The sequence below is a fragment of the Bacillus sp. ISL-75 genome (genome assembly GCF_018613095.1).
Map to the genome: position 1 here is coordinate 65,047 of NZ_JAGGQX010000062.1, position 17,042 is coordinate 82,088.

Consider the following 17,042-nt stretch of genomic DNA (forward strand, 5'->3'; position numbering starts at 1 on the left):
CTTTAAGAGAGTTGGTCTTTTTACTGTATCTACATAATAAAGAGGTTATTAAACAAATGGTTTGGCAGTATATTTGGCGGATTCGGATAACCCCATAACGGAAAATTCCGCGTAAACAGGTTGTAAAGCATGTCGCCAATTAAAAAATATTGGATGGTGCTTAGATACTGACGCCAATTTTTCCAATCTCCCCATTTCCATGCACAAAGGATGGCGATAAAGCCACTAGTAAAAAGAAACATATTGTCCACCTTTTTATGTAATAACCTTAAATAACTTCATGACTTTGACAGCCTCTTAATCGAGGTGATTTTAGTATCCCCAAACCAACCTTGATTATTAGGGTGAGGAAGGAAAGAACCCGATTTTACCATCTGAGGACATATGTCCTATCCAAACTACTTGGAAATATCCTTTAATATAGACTAGGAAGGGAAGTTTCACACGACAAGATTAAATTCATTAGAACAAAAAAGAAACTATCGAGTCATGGATTTTTTACATAGGGCTAGTGCAAAAGTGGTGGAGATTGCTCAAGAAAGAACCATTGATACAATCATCAATGGAAAAAATGAGGGTTGGAAGATGGAGGTTGATATGCAAAAGACCACTAAACAAGCCTTCATACAAATCCCATCTGCAACTTTCATAGAAATGATTCGATACAAAGCAGAACGACATGGAATTCAAGTCATTGTTCGAGAAGAAAGCTAGTGAAAAGTTTAGAGGCAAGCACCTTACAAGTCCTTACCTATTAAAACCTCATCCAGAGAAATGACTCTATGATGTAACTCTTCATTCGAATCTAAAACTCCTATTACCATTTGATTGTCTTCTGTTATTGTGGCATATCTGAAATGTGTATCCCCATTAATGAGTAAAGCAGTTACCTGTTTTGCCTCCATCTTGGCAAAGACATTTTCTGTGTACTCAAGTGGTAGAAAATCATCCAATCCTTCTGTTGGTCGACCAACCCATTTAAACAGGAAATCTTTGATTGCAAATTGCTCAATCATCGATAAATTTTTCTTGAATGTTAGCTTATCCACGGTTACTGTTTTCACTTTAATCACTCCTCAAATAGTAAGTAAAGTTTATACTTTCAAATGCCTAACATCAACTGTATTACAGTGACAGAATATTTACATTTTGATTTCGGGTTATTTCAAATAAGGAATGTATATTAATTATTTTTTTAATAATTGACACTGGATTTCCTTGATGAAGTTCATATTTGCTATGGTTAGTTTCTATTTAAGCTAACAATGGTTTTCTTCCATTTTTAAAATATAAAAAGCCGAAAAAATACAAGTTTTTATTCACCACTTGTACATTTTCGGCTTATTTTCATTCAATAAATATACTGCCATAACCAGCATTTTTTAATTACCAATAATAAATATTATGCTGATTGCTTTTGGTTTCTTCTTGCTCGACTTTCCTTTTTATTTGATTTTGATTTTCCTCTTGATTTTGACACTCTAAATAAAAGTACAAATCCCGCACTCAACATTAAAGCCCATACAAGTGCGAATTTATTACCACTTAAATAGATACCTATACTAGGTATCAACAGAAGTACGATGCTTTTCAGGTAATAATTTACTTTAGGATTAATGACGATGAAAACTGATATCATAACAAGCAACGAAGTTTTGATATTATTCCCCATAAAGGAGTGATTAGTGTAATTTACGTAAAAGTAATACCCAAACGATCCTAAAATTGCTAATAAGGAAAGATAAAATCTCATAAACGAACTTTTATAAAACAGAATCCAAACGGCAATTAAATTAATACCTGCACATATTCCTAGTACATATAATGTATGATAGAACGTAAAATTACCAATAGGATCTTTCATATAATTCCAAATGAAATTGAAGTTGTAACAAACAGCTGCTACTACAAATATCTTAAAGACTAGTTTTAATGAGAACATCCTCCCTTTCTTTTTCTTATTTGAGGATCTGGATCTGGATGGCGAATCTACTCTCGCTTCGCCATCTTCATCTACTTTTTTCTTTTTCCATCCCATAATCCATTGTTTAAATCCATTTTCTTCCGGTTCCTCTTCTGCGTTTTGTCTAGTAGCGTAATCTCTTTCTTTATATTCTTCATCATTAACTTTTTCTAATTGTTGGTTCGAATTTGAATGAAAATCCAATGTCTATTCACCTCAAAAATATTTTTTAATTATTATAAACTTATTTAGATATAAGTAGTAATTTCTAAGCTCTTTTTTTTAATAGACGTTCCCTCAAGTGTACCACTATTAATATAGTTTATAGATCCACTTTTTTCTACGGCTTAGAAAAGGGTACATTAAAAAAAATGAAATAACACATTCTATTATGAGTTGAGGACATATGTCCTATCCAAACTACTTGGAAATATCCTTTAATATAGTAGAGAAATCTAAATTAGGGGAGAAAACAATGAAGGGGATTATCTTTGCATTTTTAGGTGGGGCCTTTATTACCCTGCAAGGGATTGCCAATACACGGATTAGTGAAGACATTGGCACGTGGCAAGCAGCAACTATTACCCAGTTCACTGGATTTATAATGGCTCTCATTATCTTCATGTTCGTTCGAGACGGAAAAGGGCAAGGCTTCAAACAAGTGAAGCCGTTATATTTGATTGGGGGCGCCTTTGCAGCGATTGTCATTTTCAGTAATGTCACCTCTATTCAGAGAATCGGTGTGACCCTAAGTATATCAGCGATCCTGATAGCACAGCTTACGCTGACTTTTATCATAGACAGTAAGGGATGGTTTGGCCTGGAGAAGCAGAAGATGAAGCTGCCACAGTTTATCGGCATCGGGATGATGATTGTTGGTGTGGTGATACTAAGATCTTAATAAGTGTCTTTTGGAATGTAGAAGGTGAAAGGCGGAGGGTGAGTAAGAGTGAAAGAACTGAATGATCAGGAGCAATTGGACGCTTATATCCAGACATATCAACTAGAATCGATCTTTCATGAACCATTAATTCCCCATTTGTCGCTGTACAGCTTTGAGCAAGGTGAGGTTATTTGTTCCCAGGGTGAAGCATCACAGTATTTGTATGTACTAGTAAAAGGGAAGGTTAAAATCTACACCAGCTCGCCAGAAGGTAATACACTCATTCTTTCTTTTAAGAAACCGCTTGAAGTGATTGGCGATATTGAGTATGTACGGGGCATTGAAATTATTAACACAGTTGAGGCGGTATCGCCTGTTTGGATGATTGGTATTCACCATCGCTGGTTAAAGAAATATGGAAGTGACCATGCACCGCTCCTGCAATTTTTATTGGATATCATTACGAAGAAATTCCATCTAAAAAACAACTCGATGAGCTTCAATATCATGTATCCCGTAGAGGTGCGCTTGGCTAGTTATCTATTGTCTGTATCCTTTGATGAATCGGATTCACTTTTAAAAAACCAGATAAACATCAGTATCAAGGATGCGGCCAATTTAATTGGAACGAGCTATCGGCATTTAAATCGGGTCATCACCCAATTATGCGCGGAAGGTCTGATTGAGCGTAATCGAGGTTCCATCCTAGTTAAAGACAGGAATGGTTTGAGGGCACTCGCAGGGGATAACATCTACGAATAACCTTGAAAAATATCAACATAGGGAGTGAAAAGTATGATTCTAGGACTATTATTTGCGGTTATTGCCGGTGCGCTGGTTAGTTTGCAAAATATTTTTAACAGTAAAGTTAATGAACGGGCGGGATCTTGGGCAACGACTACCTTAGTATTAGGGATGGGATTCCTTGCTTCACTGACGTTTGGGCTCCTCTTTGAAGGGGGAAAGTTATTTCACTTGCAAAATATGCAGACTTGGTACTGGTTCAGCGGTCTGATCGGAGTGGGAGTGGTTGTTTGTCTCGTTCAAGGGATCAAGCGGCTGGGACCAACCTATGCCATCGCTATCGCTCTGACATCACAGCTCGTGGTTGCTCTATTAGGGGATACACTAGGCTGGCTAGGTCTGAATAAGGTTCCATTTACGTTCAATCAGTTGATCGGTGTGCTGGTTATTGTCGGTGGGATTGTCGTATTTAAATTTGGCGGCAGCGGTGAGGGTCATAAGGTACCAAAACTCACTTGGCCTTTTGCGAAAGGGAATAAAATATCTGAACTTCAAAAGTAGTTAAAGAGGGGTACAACTAAACAAACGTTTGAAACAAACCAAAGAAAGAATGAACTTGTGGATAAGGTGGTCCAACTTGCCGATAAATGAATTCCATTTGCGAAATGCCCAAAATAAGCCGTTCCTGTACAAGACATAAATCTTGTACAGGAACGGCTTATTTTGTTTGATCATACCATCTTCAAAAAAGCAAGAAAATATTAATTATTAAAAAAATATTTTTTTATTTTAGACTTTTTGTAGTTTTTTGTGTAATCAAGTAGGTTTGCTAATAGAGTAAAAACATAACCTGCAAAGTGTTCTGATTAAGATACAAAACATGCTTACAACAAATAAGGGGGAGTTTTTCTATGAAAAGATTTGGGTTAGCTACACAAATATTTATTGCACTTATACTCGGGATTATCGTTGGTGTCATTTTTTACGGTAACGAGACAGCGATATCCATTTTAGCTCCTATGGGGGACATTTTTATCCATCTGATTAAGATGATTGTAGTGCCAATTGTCATCGCTGCATTAATCGTATCAATAGCCGGTGTGGGCGACATCAAAAAATTAGGAAAGTTAGGCGGAAAAACTCTACTTTATTTTGAAAGCGTTACAACTTTGGCTATTGCGATTGGATTATTGGCGGCAAATCTATTTCAGCCTGGAGCAGGTGTAGATACGAGCAGTCTTAAGGCAAATGACATTTCAAAGTATGAAGAAACAATGAAAACGACTGGAACTCCGAGTGTAGCAGATACGATTGTACATCTTGTTCCGACAAACGTATTTGAATCTATCACTAAAGGTGATTTACTTCCAATTATTTTCTTTATTGTTTTCTTAGGATTGGGAATTGCAGCAATTGGAGAAAAAGGAAAGCCTGTTCTGACATTTTTTGAAGGTATATTAGAAGCGATGTTTTGGGTAACGAATCTTATTATGAAATTTGCCCCTGTTGGAGTATTTGCACTCATTGGGGTGAACGTTGCAAAATTTGGCGCTGCCTCGTTACTTCCTTTGGGAAAACTGGTGCTGGCTGTTTATGTAACAATGATATTTTTTGTGCTCGTGGTTCTTGGCGTCATTGCGAAAATCTCTGGTACCAGCATTTTTCTTCTCATGAAGGTATTAAAAGACGAGCTTATTCTGGCGTTTACAACCGCAAGCTCTGAAGCTGTTTTACCAAGACTTATGGATAAGATGGAGAAATTGGGCTGCCCAAAAGCAATCACTTCATTTGTAATCCCGACTGGCTATACCTTTAACTTGGATGGCTCATCCATCTATCAGGCTCTTGCTTCACTTTTCGTAGCACAAATGTATGGGATTCATTTATCCATCATGCAGCAAATTACGTTGCTGCTTGTGTTAATGCTTACATCAAAAGGAATGGCTGGTGTTCCTGGTGCGTCGTTTGTGGTCCTTTTAACCACACTTGGTACAATGGGAATTCCTTTAGAAGGCGTTGCTTTCATTGCAGGTATTGATCGTATTTTGGATATGATTAGGACTGCAGTTAACGTACTGGGAAATTCATTGGCGACAATCGTGATGTCAAAATGGGAAGGACAATTTGACCAAGAAAAAGCAAATCAATATGTGGACTCCTTTAAAGAGTCTAAAGAGTCTAAAGAGTCTAATGTAGCATAATTTTATTGAGCATAGGAGGGAGTACCATGTCAGCTTCCAAGGAAAGTACTCAAGTACGAATAGAAAAGGACTTTTTAGGATCAAAAGAAATTCCGGCAGATGCTTATTACGGCATACAAACACTAAGGGCAGTTGAAAATTTCCCGATTACTGGCTATCGTGTTCATGAGCAGTTGGTTAAAGCATTGGCTATTGTCAAAAAAGCGGCTGCTTTAGCCAATATGGATACAACACGTTTATATGATGGAATCGGCAAGGTCATTGTACAGGCAGCAGATGAAATTATAGAAGGTAAGTGGCATGAACACTTTATCGTGGACCCCATTCAAGGTGGCGCAGGAACATCGATGAATATGAACATGAATGAAATCATTGCTAACCGTGCACTTGAATTACTTGGGAAAGAAAAAGGCGAGTACAAGCATGTGAGTCCGAATAGTCATGTGAATATGTCTCAATCTACAAATGATGCGTTTCCGACCGCGATCCATATTGCTACACTTCAGTTAATGGAAAAGCTATTGGATACGATGCATCAAATGCTGGCCGTTTTTAAACAGAAAGCGCAGCAATTTGATCATGTAATTAAAATGGGACGAACCCATCTTCAGGATGCCGTTCCAATCCGTCTTGGCCAGGAGTTTGAAGCCTACAGCCGTGTCCTAGAGCGCGATATAAAACGGATCCAGCAATCACGTCAGCATTTATATGAAATCAATATGGGGGCAACGGCAGTGGGTACAGGTTTAAATGCAGATCCCCGTTATATCGAAAATGTGGTTAAGCACATAGCCGCTATTTCCGAATTGCCGCTTTTTGGGGCTGAACATCTTGTCGATGCCACTCAAAATACGGATGCTTACACGGAGGTATCGGCCGCACTGAAAGTATGTATGATGAACATGTCCAAAATCGCCAATGATTTAAGGTTAATGGCATCAGGTCCCCGTGCAGGACTTGGGGAAATCACCTTACCAGCCCGTCAGCCTGGTTCATCTATTATGCCGGGGAAGGTGAACCCTGTCATGGCGGAGCTGATCAACCAGGTTGCCTTTCAAGTTATTGGCAATGATCATACCATTTGCCTGGCTTCCGAAGCAGGGCAGCTTGAATTAAATGTAATGGAACCTGTGCTTGTCTTTAACTTGCTTGAATCAATCAGTATCATGAACAATGCATTCCGTACGTTTACGGATTACTGCCTGGCAGGGATTGAAGCAAATACGGAACAGTTAAAAGAATATGTTCAAAAAAGTGTGGGAGTCATTACGGCTGTTAATCCCCATATTGGATATGAAGTAGCAGCGCGTATTGCAAGAGAGGCGATTTTAACAGGTAAACCAGTACGTGAATTATGCTTGCAATATGATGTATTGACAGAGGAAGAGCTTGATCTGATTTTAAACCCTTACGAAATGACAAACCCAGGCATTTCCGGAGCATCGCTTTTGGACAGAGGATAAACTGTATCTTTTAACAACGAAGTTGTCTTTTGTTTTTCACCATTGTATACTTTTCTAAACCTCATAACGAATTCAATATAGGTGGTATTTGCCTGTGTTGGATTCGTTATTTATGTTTATATCTGTTTAAAATCTTAGGAAGTGAATCGTTTGAAAATCAATCAATTGTTTGAGAGGAATTTATATACTTTCATTTTTGTTATAGTTGCTGTTCCGTTAGCGGGAGAGCTAAAATTTTATCCTTTTCATGATACCTTCCGTGTTAGTCTGGGTACGCCCATTATATTCTTTTCACTATTATTTTTGCGGGGCATTTCACCTATTTTACTAGGTATTGGCACAGCGCTGTCTATTTTTTCCTTTCGGGTAGGATTGGACTGGCTTACACAGGATCATTTCGATTTGTTCGTTTCCGTACAAACACGCTATCCTTCCTCCCTTTATTATTTTGCGTTCGTGTTCCTGTTTTACTTATTAAAAATAAATCAGTTCCACAACCGTCCTTGGATTATAGGAGTATTAGGCATTACCATTGAAATCATAGCCAGTTTAACGGAACTGATGTTTCGGCATGTGGCTGTTGGAGACTATTTGACTTTGTCAAAACTAGTCCAGATCTTTATCATAGCCATTTTCCGAAGCTTTTTTGTGCTTTCCTTCTTTAGTATGATGAAGTTATATGAAGGGAAAATAAGAGAGAGGCAAATTCGTCAAAAGAATCAGTATTTATTAATGTTGTTATCCAATTTGTATGTGGAATCCGTTCAGCTAAAAAAAGTATTGCAAAACGCGGAAAATACTACAATCACATCGTACGATTTATATCGGGACTTAAATAATCATATGAAACAAACAGGAATTTCCTTGGAGGAATTTAGCAAAAGGGCTTTACGGATTGCTGGAGAAGTACATGATATAAAAAAAGACAATCAACGGATTTTTGCAGGACTATTCAAGTTGATTGAAGATGAAAAGTTTTCAGATTACATGGATATACATGAACTTGTCCTGATCATTATTAGAACAAATGAAAAATACGTAAGCTCATTAGGAAAGAAGATTGAATTTCGCTATAAAATTAATGGTGAACATCCGGAATATCATGCCTATCTCGTTTTATCGTTGATCAATAATTTAGTGGCAAATGCGGTAGAAGCTATTAAGGAGAAAGGAACAATAGCTATTTATTTAAAGCTGGTAAATCAGTTTGTATGGTTTCAAGTAGAGGATAATGGTCCCGGAGTTCCCGAAAAGTATAAAAGCTTGATTTTTAAACCAGGGTATACTTTAAAATTTGATCAGGCAGGCACGCCATCAACAGGTATTGGTCTTTCCTATGTACAAGAAATTACCGAAGAACTTGGGGGATGTGTTGATCTCCAAAATACTGTAGAAAATTCGGGAGCACTTTTTACCATAAAAATTCCGTTATATAGCCTAGTTGAAAGAGGGTAAACTTTATGAATTTTTATATCGTTGATGATGATGAGGTGCATCGTTCCATGCTGGCACAAATAATCGAGGATGAGGATCTGGGAGATATTATCGGAGAAGCCGAAGATGGCTTCATGCTCGAAAAAAACTTAATGATCCTTAAATATGTGGATATTCTATTTATCGATTTGTTAATGCCTGTTTGTGATGGACTTGAAACCATTCGCCGCTTAAAAGGGGAATTCTTAGGTAAAATTATTATGATTTCACAAGTGGAATCAAAAGAATTAATAGGTGAAGCCTATTCCCTTGGTGTTGAGTACTATATTTCAAAACCAATTAATCGCATTGAAGTGTTAAGCGTTATTCGAAAAGTAATGGAGCGAATCCAGTTAGAAAAGTCGATTTCAGAGATTCAAAAATCATTAAATACCGTGTTTAATTTACAGCAGCCAAAACAGGAAACGGCAAATGTATTGAAGAAAACTAGTATTGTAACGGCTGGAGAGTTTCTCTTATCTGAATTAGGTATCTTAGGTGAAAACGGCAGCAAAGATTTACTGGATATCCTCCAATATTTAGATCAATATGAACAACATCATACGTTCGAACAATTTCCTCCGCTTAAAGAGATTTTTGTGCAAATTACTTTAAGAAAGCTTGGGACGCCCGCGGCACAAATTGATATCCAGCGGGAAGTAAAAGCCTCTGAACAACGGGTACGAAGAACGATTTACCAATCGTTAAATCATTTAGCTTCGCTCGGTTTATCAGATTTCTCCAACGCTAAGTTCGAAAATTATGCTTCTAAGTTTTTTGATTTTACGATTGTACGCAAGAAGATGACAGAATTACAAAAGAATCCTAAAGCTACTGCTTCCAGTACACGAATTAATACGAAAAAATTTATTCAAGTTCTTTATTTTGAATCGAAGAGGCTCATTCAAGAGGATTAATTGGCAGAACTCTAAAATGGCCTTTTTTTCTTTTTTATGTGCTTCTGGCTATAGATGAAGGCACCCCAAATTGGAACTTTAAATTATTAACAAATAAAGGTTACCTCTCCCTCCTGCTTACCTGTCATATGTAGAGTGATTTCCAGTTAAATTTATAATATATCAAATATTCGGTAATAAGTATAAATTACCTTTGTTATTTTTTGTAGTGTTTTGTCGTTCTATGTATATCAACTCTTATATTACGAATAGGGAATCATTTATTTAAATGGTCAAAAGAAATTGTATAAAATGTTAACGATCAAAGAGGAAAATGGGAGTCACTTCTTCCCTTGCCCATTCATAGACAAGTAGTTTTGGAGGAATTAGATATGATTAGCAAACAAATTATTCGAACGTTGATGGTAGAAACACCTTCCTTCCCCGGTAATCTCGGGAAAGTAGCAACGACAATTGGTCTTGCAGGTGGAGATATAGGGGAAATAGAAACGGTAAAGGTAGGTCCAAATTACACAATACGTAATATTACTGTTCAGGTCGATCATGAGGAGCAGATAGAAGAATTGGAAGACGCTCTCTCCCGGTTAGACGGGGGAATTCGTCTTCATGCTGTTTCAGATGAAGTCCTTCATGCACATGAAGGAGGGAAAATTCATATGAAAAGTAAAGTGAATCTTCAAACATTAGCTGATTTAAGAAGAGTTTATACACCAGGTGTGGCCGATGTTTGCCGAATTATCGAGGCAGAACCGGATAAAGCAAAAATTTATACGAGTATTGGTAATTCGGTAGCGATCGTTACTGACGGAACCGCGATTCTTGGCCTAGGAGACATCGGCCCTGTTGCCGGAATGCCAGTTATGGAGGGGAAGGCTGTTCTCTTCGACCAATTAGCCGGTATTAATGGGATTCCGATTCTTCTTAATACGAAAGACCCGGATGAGATTGTACGGACAGTGAAAAATATTTCTCCGGGTTATAGTGGTATTTTACTCGAAGATATAGGGTCTCCACACTGTTTCGAGGTCGAAGAACGACTTAAAAAGGAGCTGGATATTCCGGTAATGCATGATGATCAGCATGGAACGGCTGTCGTTACCCTGGCTGCCACGATATCAGCGTGTAAAAGTGCCGGTATTGACTTGAAAAATGCACAAGTTGGCCAGATCGGCCTTGGAGCAGCAGGGTTGGCGATTTCTCGAATGCTTATGGCATACGGAGTAAAGGCTGTATTTGGAGCAGATTTATCTCCGGATGCGAAGGCGAGGTTAGAGAACTATGGCGGTCATCCAGTTGATAGCATTGAACTATTATTGAGGAACTGTGATATCGTTATCGCCACTACAGGTGTTCCTGGACTGATTCAACAGCAATGGGTACGCCCAGGGCAGGTGATTTTAGCATTATCAAACCCCAAACCGGAAATCGAACCGGAATTAGCCCTGCAGGCGGGAGCTGCATATGCGGCAGATGGCCGCTCTGTTAACAATGTTCTTGGATTTCCTGGTATTTTTCGAGGAGCTTTAAACGCGCAAGCTAGTGAAATCACCCATCCTATGCTAGTCGCTGCCGCTGAAGCGATTGCAGCATGTACTAAACTTGGAGATTTGGTTCCGCATCCTTTAGATTTACATGTTCATAAAATGGTGACCGAAGCGGTTGAAAGAGCGGCTGTTCAATCTAATAGGAAAGCAGACGGAGCGGAATACCTGCCAATTTAGGATAAGTGGAAGTCGATCAAAACTAGTTCAATATCATCAAAATTCACTTGCTAAGCGGGAGCTATTCAGCCATTGCCCAAAGGGCTCATTGGGAAGTGAGCTATTTTTCGTAATTCAATGAGATTGTTTAACAACAGATGAAGGACGCTTTTGGCGTCCCTTTTCCATTTATAATCACTAGTAGTTTATACAAAACTCTTCAAACCCTTTAATAGACCTTATCACCATTAAAGATTGAATTCTTAACGACCACATAATCTACATTCCGGATGGCGGCTAACTTATTTCCTCCTGCGTAAGAAATAGAGGATTGAAGGTCTTGCTCCATTTCTATCAAAGTTTCTTTTATAGAGCCTTTGTACTCCACAAACATTTTTTTGCCTTCTACATTTTTCTTTTCCCCTTTTTGAAATTCCGATGCTGATCCAAAGTATTCTTTATAACACTTACCATCTTTCTCGATCGATTCTCCTGGCGACTCTTCGTGTCCTGCAAACAATGAACCAATCATCACCATGGTTGCCCCGAAACGAATCGACTTGGCGATATCACCATGTGTGCGAATCCCTCCGTCAGCAATAATCGGCTTACTTGCTGCCTTTGCACACCAACGCAGTGCCGCTAATTGCCAGCCGCCCGTCCCAAATCCAGTCTTAATCTTGGTGATACAGACCTTCCCAGGTCCGATACCAACTTTAGTAGCATCCGCACCGGCATGCTCTAATTCTCTGACTGCTTCTGGAGTTCCGACATTTCCTGCAATCACAAAGCTGTTAGGTATGTACTTCTTAATATGCTGAATCATTTTAATAACCGCATTGGAATGACCATGTGCGATATCAATCGTGATGAATTCTGGTGAAATCTGTTCCTCTGCTAATTGTTGGATGAATCGGTACTCTTCCTCTTTCACTCCAACACTAATAGAAGCAATTAACCGACGTGATTTCATATCTTTAATAAAAGATAATCGCGTCTCTGGTTCAAAACGATGCATGATATAAAAGTAACCATTTTCCGCTAAGTAAATCGCGATCTTTTCGTCGATAATCGTCTGCATATTTGCTGGCACCACTGGCAGCTTGAATGTATGCCCGCCTAAGGATACTGTGGTATCACACTCAGAGCGGCTATTTACGACACTTTTCGCCGGAATCAATTGAATATCTTCGTAATCAAATACATTTTCCATAATTTGCCTCCTCGAAAACAAACAGTAATTAGCTTAAATGTTCACTCAATGCAAAGATAGGGTTTTCGGTTTCCATTGGTCTTATACATAGAGCTAATTCAATGATAGTCCTTTTTGGAATCAACTACACTGTTTAAATAATTTTTATACTTTTTTTAGGATTGGTTTAGAAGGGATTTATAATTCCCGGTTATGATAAATAACAGAAAGCGTTGGCTGGCCTAGTTTGGAGATATATCAGGGTTCATTCTGTTCGAAAAAAACAGCGTTAAGGAGATTTGCTCATGTCGATCAAGACGAGACTACTACTATCCTATATGGCCATGACCTTTATTCCCATCGTGTTGTTCGCCTTAATTGGCACAACACTTGTTTCAGCTTTTTATAAGGATATGGCTGGAACCAGGGATGGAAGGGGAATGCCAGCCTTTTGGGAAACGGCCAATCAACGCCGTGATTTGATTGCCGGAGTGAAGTTTATGACACAAACTGACCCAGACCGATTCAACGACAACGAGTTCCTGAAAAGCACGGACGAACAATTGAATCGTGTTCATTCAGGACTCGTGGTAATGAAAGATAATCGAACTGGCTTCACTTCCCCTTTCGTGAACCGCCTTGATCTAAATACTACTGAGATTAAGGAGATACAAAGGGGACAGACTCATGGCCGATGGGGAAAAAGTCGTTTTTCAGTGGAAAAGTACGATATCACTCTTAGCGATGACACTACAAGTACAGTATATATATTTTCTGATTTATATCCTTTTTTCAAGGAAGCAAGAAAGTTTTTCCCGATGCTGGTATTGTCGCTGCTACTTGTTATTGGCCTTACGAATGGTATTCTTACCTATTTAGTTTCCCAAAGTTTTATCAAACCTTTGTACACGCTAAAACATGCTGCGGAACAAATTAAAAAAGGGAGCCTTGCTCATGAGGTGAAGTTGGACCGCAGAGATGAATTCGGAGAATTGGGGGCTTCCTTTGATGAAATGCGCGCCCGCTTGATGGAATCGATCCATCTTCAGCTACAGTATGAAGAGAACCGGAAAGAACTAGTTTCAAACATTTCACATGATCTGAAAACGCCGATTACCGGAATTAAAGCGTGCGTTCAAGGAACTGTTTTTATTGGAAAATTACGTGAAAAAATTGAAACGAACCCGTCAAAGCCACAATATATTGAGACGATTTGGGGTGTCGGGTATCGTTTTAATGTATAACAAGGGGTGAATGGTATGAGGAAATTGAGTCTTACTCAGAGAAGATGGCTGATTATCTTACATTTATTATTTGCTGCAATCATGTTCGGGGTGGCCATTGTTTTTTTAATTCTGAGTATAACTGCGGCTAACACGAACGATGCTGGTGTGCTCAAGGCGTGTTATATAAGTATGCATATGCTAGCCCAGACATCGGTTCGTGCATCCACGATTGGCACGGTGGTAACGGGGATTTTGCTATCTGTGCTGACGCAATGGGGCTTGTTCAAATTTTACTGGATTATCGTCAAAGAAGGTTTGACGGTCCTCTCAATTTTATTGGGTCCTTTCGCAATGTATGCCTTAACGCTAAAAGCGGTAACGTTGACAACTAGTGGAGGGCTAAACGCTCTTACGGATCCATCGTTCACAGTAAATAAGTGGCAGCTATGGATCGGAATTATCCTTCAGATTATTTCGCTTGGTACGATGTTCGTGATTTCGGTTTTTAAACCATGGGGACAGAGAAAACAGAAAAAAGCATCGAACCTTGCTTAAAGATGAAGGGGAGAAGAGACATGATTAAGAAATTAGGAAAGAAAAAAGGGAACAGCAGAAGAGATTCGGTTGAACAGTCTGGAGTGTGTAAGTAGTGAAACCTAAAAAAAGTTGGTGGATTTTATTTATTAGCTCATTAGAAGTCATCATTCCTTTTGTGGTTCCTTATTTAACACTAAATCCCGCCAATAGCCGAGTATCTTTCACATCGGCTGGCATGCAATTTCCCTTATTAATTGCACATATTGTAACGGCATGTTTGGCACTACTATCCGATTTTTTCCAATTCGTAGAACATTTTCGAATCAAAACACCAAAAGTCCATCGCTTTCTTGGCAGAGTGTATGTAGGCAGTGTCTTAATAAGCGGTGGGCTTGGTCTAGTATATGTTTCGTATATTGAAAATTTTTCGAAAGCGACTTCTTTTCTTGTATTGTCACTTATCTGGCTTTTTACCTGTTGGAAAGGATATCGTACTGCAGTAAGAAAACAATTTGCAGATCATCGCAAATGGATGATTCGAAGCTTTGGTGTCACGTTAGTGGCAGTAAGCGGCCGAATAGTGGTGCCAGTTTTGCTGCTAACCTATTACACGTTAAATGGCTTCTCCCTTCCTGGCGGGAGAGAGAAGATGGTCGAGGAAGTTCTAAATGTAAATATATGGGTGGGTCTAATAGTTAATTTCATTGTCGTTGAGTGGGGAATCCTTCGTAAAGGTGTCAGGCACCATGTGAAAAATTCACATGGTGCCTGACACCTATCTTTTACTGGTAAAAAACTATTAAATCGTTTTGATTAGAATGTTGATAGAGTGTAAATAATCGAGAAAGAGGGATTTTTAGAAGGTTGATTGAAATATATTTATAGGGGCTGGTCCCCTCAAAAGTTGAAATTAAGAAGGGGAATAGCGGTATGAAAACGCGAGATCATTATCCATATGTTTATTTTTTCACGGAGCCAAATGTCGTGTTTGTTTATAAAATTGAAGGGGAAGATTATTTAACCGCATCTGAATTGTCGCAGCAAGGAGAATGGGAAACGTATGAGCTCCGTCCTACGGATGAATTCGAGAGTTTTAATCATGAAGCACATATTCCCCTTGTAGGCCGGGGTTATTTTCTTCGCCAGGACGATCTCAACTTCATGGCAGGAAAAATCAATCAACTCATTCAAAGTCAGCGGAAAGTAAGTTCCTTTAACTATCAGAACAAGGGCGCATTTCATCTAGTTTCTTCCGCCGCGACTGCGGGTGCTTTAAGGGTAGGCTTAGACCAACCAAAGACGGTGATTGGATTTCATGATTTTTTTTCGATCGGGCCTTTATGGAAACTTGATCAAAAAGAAGGCCAAGATATTCGTTTCGAATGGTTGAATGAGCATATTAATGTAGAGCAAGATGATTTTGAATTACTAAATAACTTTTCCAAGACGTTGTTAGAAATAGAGGATATTCCTGAGTTTGTGCCTATTTACATATGGGCGGCCAATAATGGAAACGAACAAACGGGTCTTCGTTTTATTCTTCATTTATTAAAAGAGAAAGATAATGATATTGTTCTACTCAATACGACCGAACTTCATCATCAACGGATCGACTCCAACAATGAAAAACGCTACTCCAGCATGCTTCACCCCAATCAATTAAAACAACTACTAGAGCAAGCAAGTTCCGCCGACTCTTTATCCTATCAAGAGCGAATCCATTTCCAAAGAGAATGGGAAGGGCTGGCGCAATCTAAAGATGTCCTTCGTTTATGGGAGAATGGACGAGTTACCAGTGTTCCCGAAGATTATTTTGATGCCCATATCCTAAAGGCAATCGACGATTTGCATAAGGAGCAGGAAAACAAAGACTTTATTAGGACTGGAAAAGTGATTGGTGAAACATTACATCAAATGGACGAGCTGGTGGGTGAATTTTATTTAGAATATCGGATAAGACAATTAATCTACAGTGGATTTCTTGAATTAAAAGGGATACCAAGATCGATGCGGCATTACAGTGTAAAATTACGAGAAAAATAGACCCTTTAACAGAGTTAGAAAATGAATACAAAAGATTAAAGTCGAATTGTCATCCTCATAGTGATACAGGCTCGATTCAATGGAAAAATAAAATATAAACTTAAGGCGAACAGTGACAATCACTGTTCGCCTATTTACTTACTTTTATTAAAATTTGTAAATCTTGTTTGTTTGTGAAACTTTTGCTAAGCGTTCCACCAGCCTATTTTTTCAATAATCTCTGCATATTTGCAGGCACCAAAGGCAACTTAAACATATAGCTTCTAAGGATACGGTTGTATCACACGCAGATACTGAATCCAAACATACGAAATGTGCTAACGCTAGGTAGTCACGAGGCATTGAAATGAAAGTGTGTGATTTGTTAGAATAATTTAGAACTTTATAAACTTATTTTTAAAAGGAGATACACCGATGATAAACGAAGATTATGAATTAAATTTAGTAAATAAAGCGATTGAGAATGCTCCTACTTGGTTAAATGATGACCTTGAAGGGATAGCAAAAAAGGAAAAAACCAAACTCAGAATAAGCTTTGTGATTTCCGAACTTTATTCGAGATATACATTTAGCTATCGGCATATTACCGCATCTATGAGTCATAGTTCAGAATGGTCCACTACTGCCCGAGAAAGATTGAACTTCATTGATAACAATATTGACTTGATTCAGTATATGATCAAGAGAATGGAAGAATAAA

General features: G+C 38.5%; 18 protein-coding genes. 14 read left to right on the forward strand and 4 right to left on the reverse strand.

The genetic code is table 11. From position 1 onward, the window contains the following. Positions 1–29: 29 nt before the first annotated feature. A complete protein-coding gene (locus J7E63_RS23350) occupies positions 30–242 on the reverse strand; it encodes a hypothetical protein (RefSeq protein ID WP_215016902.1) in 213 nt (70 codons plus the stop codon). Positions 243–489: 247 nt separating this feature from the next. Here J7E63_RS23350 and J7E63_RS23355 point away from each other — a divergent pair, with 247 nt between their 5' ends. After that, positions 490–714 carry an IS200/IS605 family accessory protein TnpB-related protein gene (locus J7E63_RS23355; RefSeq protein WP_215016904.1) on the forward strand — a complete coding sequence of 75 codons (225 nt, stop codon included), beginning with the start codon at positions 490–492 and terminating at the stop codon, positions 712–714. A gap of 23 nt (positions 715–737) precedes the next feature. On the opposite strand, the gene J7E63_RS23360 is transcribed toward J7E63_RS23355, so the two are convergent. Both J7E63_RS23360 and J7E63_RS23365 read right to left on the reverse strand, forming a co-directional pair. Next, positions 738–1,064, reverse strand: a complete 327-nt coding sequence (locus tag J7E63_RS23360) for a hypothetical protein (RefSeq protein WP_215016906.1) — start codon at positions 1,062–1,064, stop codon at positions 738–740. 338 nt (positions 1,065–1,402) lie between these two features. Beyond that, positions 1,403–2,167 carry a hypothetical protein gene (locus J7E63_RS23365; RefSeq protein ID WP_215016908.1) on the reverse strand — a complete coding sequence of 255 codons (765 nt, stop codon included), beginning with the start codon at positions 2,165–2,167 and terminating at the stop codon, positions 1,403–1,405. Positions 2,168–2,438: 271 nt separating this feature from the next. Between J7E63_RS23365 and J7E63_RS23370 the strand changes: the two genes are divergently transcribed. From J7E63_RS23370 to J7E63_RS23405, 8 genes are all read left to right on the forward strand, one after another. Further along, positions 2,439–2,864, forward strand: coding sequence for a DMT family transporter (locus tag J7E63_RS23370; protein ID WP_215016910.1), 426 nt, complete (start codon positions 2,439–2,441; stop codon positions 2,862–2,864). A gap of 48 nt (positions 2,865–2,912) precedes the next feature. Next, positions 2,913–3,608 (forward strand): Crp/Fnr family transcriptional regulator, encoded by a 696-nt coding sequence (locus J7E63_RS23375; RefSeq protein ID WP_215016913.1) that lies wholly within the window; start codon positions 2,913–2,915, stop codon positions 3,606–3,608. Positions 3,609–3,641: 33 nt separating this feature from the next. Next, positions 3,642–4,151: a DMT family transporter gene (locus J7E63_RS23380; protein ID WP_215016915.1), complete on the forward strand. Its 510-nt coding sequence runs from the start codon at positions 3,642–3,644 to the stop codon at positions 4,149–4,151. 350 nt (positions 4,152–4,501) lie between these two features. Further along, positions 4,502–5,791, forward strand: a complete 1,290-nt coding sequence (locus tag J7E63_RS23385; RefSeq protein WP_215016917.1) for a cation:dicarboxylate symporter family transporter — start codon at positions 4,502–4,504, stop codon at positions 5,789–5,791. Positions 5,792–5,817: 26 nt separating this feature from the next. Continuing rightward, positions 5,818–7,254, forward strand: a complete 1,437-nt coding sequence (aspA, locus tag J7E63_RS23390; protein WP_215016919.1) for an aspartate ammonia-lyase — start codon at positions 5,818–5,820, stop codon at positions 7,252–7,254. A gap of 141 nt (positions 7,255–7,395) precedes the next feature. After that, positions 7,396–8,709, forward strand: coding sequence for a sensor histidine kinase (locus J7E63_RS23395; protein WP_308161996.1), 1,314 nt, complete (start codon positions 7,396–7,398; stop codon positions 8,707–8,709). A 5-nt stretch (positions 8,710–8,714) separates the two neighbouring features. Further along, the gene (locus tag J7E63_RS23400) at positions 8,715–9,644 is read left to right on the forward strand and encodes a response regulator (protein ID WP_214715813.1); all 930 of its coding nucleotides are present in this window, start codon (positions 8,715–8,717) and stop codon (positions 9,642–9,644) included. A 371-nt stretch (positions 9,645–10,015) separates the two neighbouring features. Further along, positions 10,016–11,365, forward strand: a complete 1,350-nt coding sequence (locus tag J7E63_RS23405) for an NAD-dependent malic enzyme (RefSeq protein WP_215016923.1) — start codon at positions 10,016–10,018, stop codon at positions 11,363–11,365. Between the two features lie 208 nt (positions 11,366–11,573). Here J7E63_RS23405 and guaC read toward each other — a convergent pair whose 3' ends face one another. Then, a complete protein-coding gene (gene guaC, locus J7E63_RS23410; protein ID WP_215016925.1) occupies positions 11,574–12,557 on the reverse strand; it encodes a GMP reductase in 984 nt (327 codons plus the stop codon). Positions 12,558–12,841: 284 nt separating this feature from the next. On the opposite strand from guaC, the gene J7E63_RS30225 reads away from it, so the two are divergent. From J7E63_RS30225 to J7E63_RS23435, 5 genes are all read left to right on the forward strand, one after another. Continuing rightward, positions 12,842–13,780, forward strand: coding sequence for a HAMP domain-containing protein (locus J7E63_RS30225; RefSeq protein ID WP_285289967.1), 939 nt, complete (start codon positions 12,842–12,844; stop codon positions 13,778–13,780). A gap of 15 nt (positions 13,781–13,795) precedes the next feature. Then, positions 13,796–14,317 carry a hypothetical protein gene (locus J7E63_RS23420; RefSeq protein ID WP_215016927.1) on the forward strand — a complete coding sequence of 174 codons (522 nt, stop codon included), beginning with the start codon at positions 13,796–13,798 and terminating at the stop codon, positions 14,315–14,317. Between the two features lie 94 nt (positions 14,318–14,411). Then, positions 14,412–15,071, forward strand: a complete 660-nt coding sequence (locus J7E63_RS23425; protein WP_215016929.1) for a DUF2306 domain-containing protein — start codon at positions 14,412–14,414, stop codon at positions 15,069–15,071. 158 nt (positions 15,072–15,229) lie between these two features. Then, the gene (locus tag J7E63_RS23430) at positions 15,230–16,342 is read left to right on the forward strand and encodes a DUF1835 domain-containing protein (protein WP_215016931.1); all 1,113 of its coding nucleotides are present in this window, start codon (positions 15,230–15,232) and stop codon (positions 16,340–16,342) included. Positions 16,343–16,756: 414 nt separating this feature from the next. Next, the gene (locus J7E63_RS23435; protein WP_215016933.1) at positions 16,757–17,041 is read left to right on the forward strand and encodes a hypothetical protein; all 285 of its coding nucleotides are present in this window, start codon (positions 16,757–16,759) and stop codon (positions 17,039–17,041) included. Position 17,042: the final 1 nt, after the last annotated feature.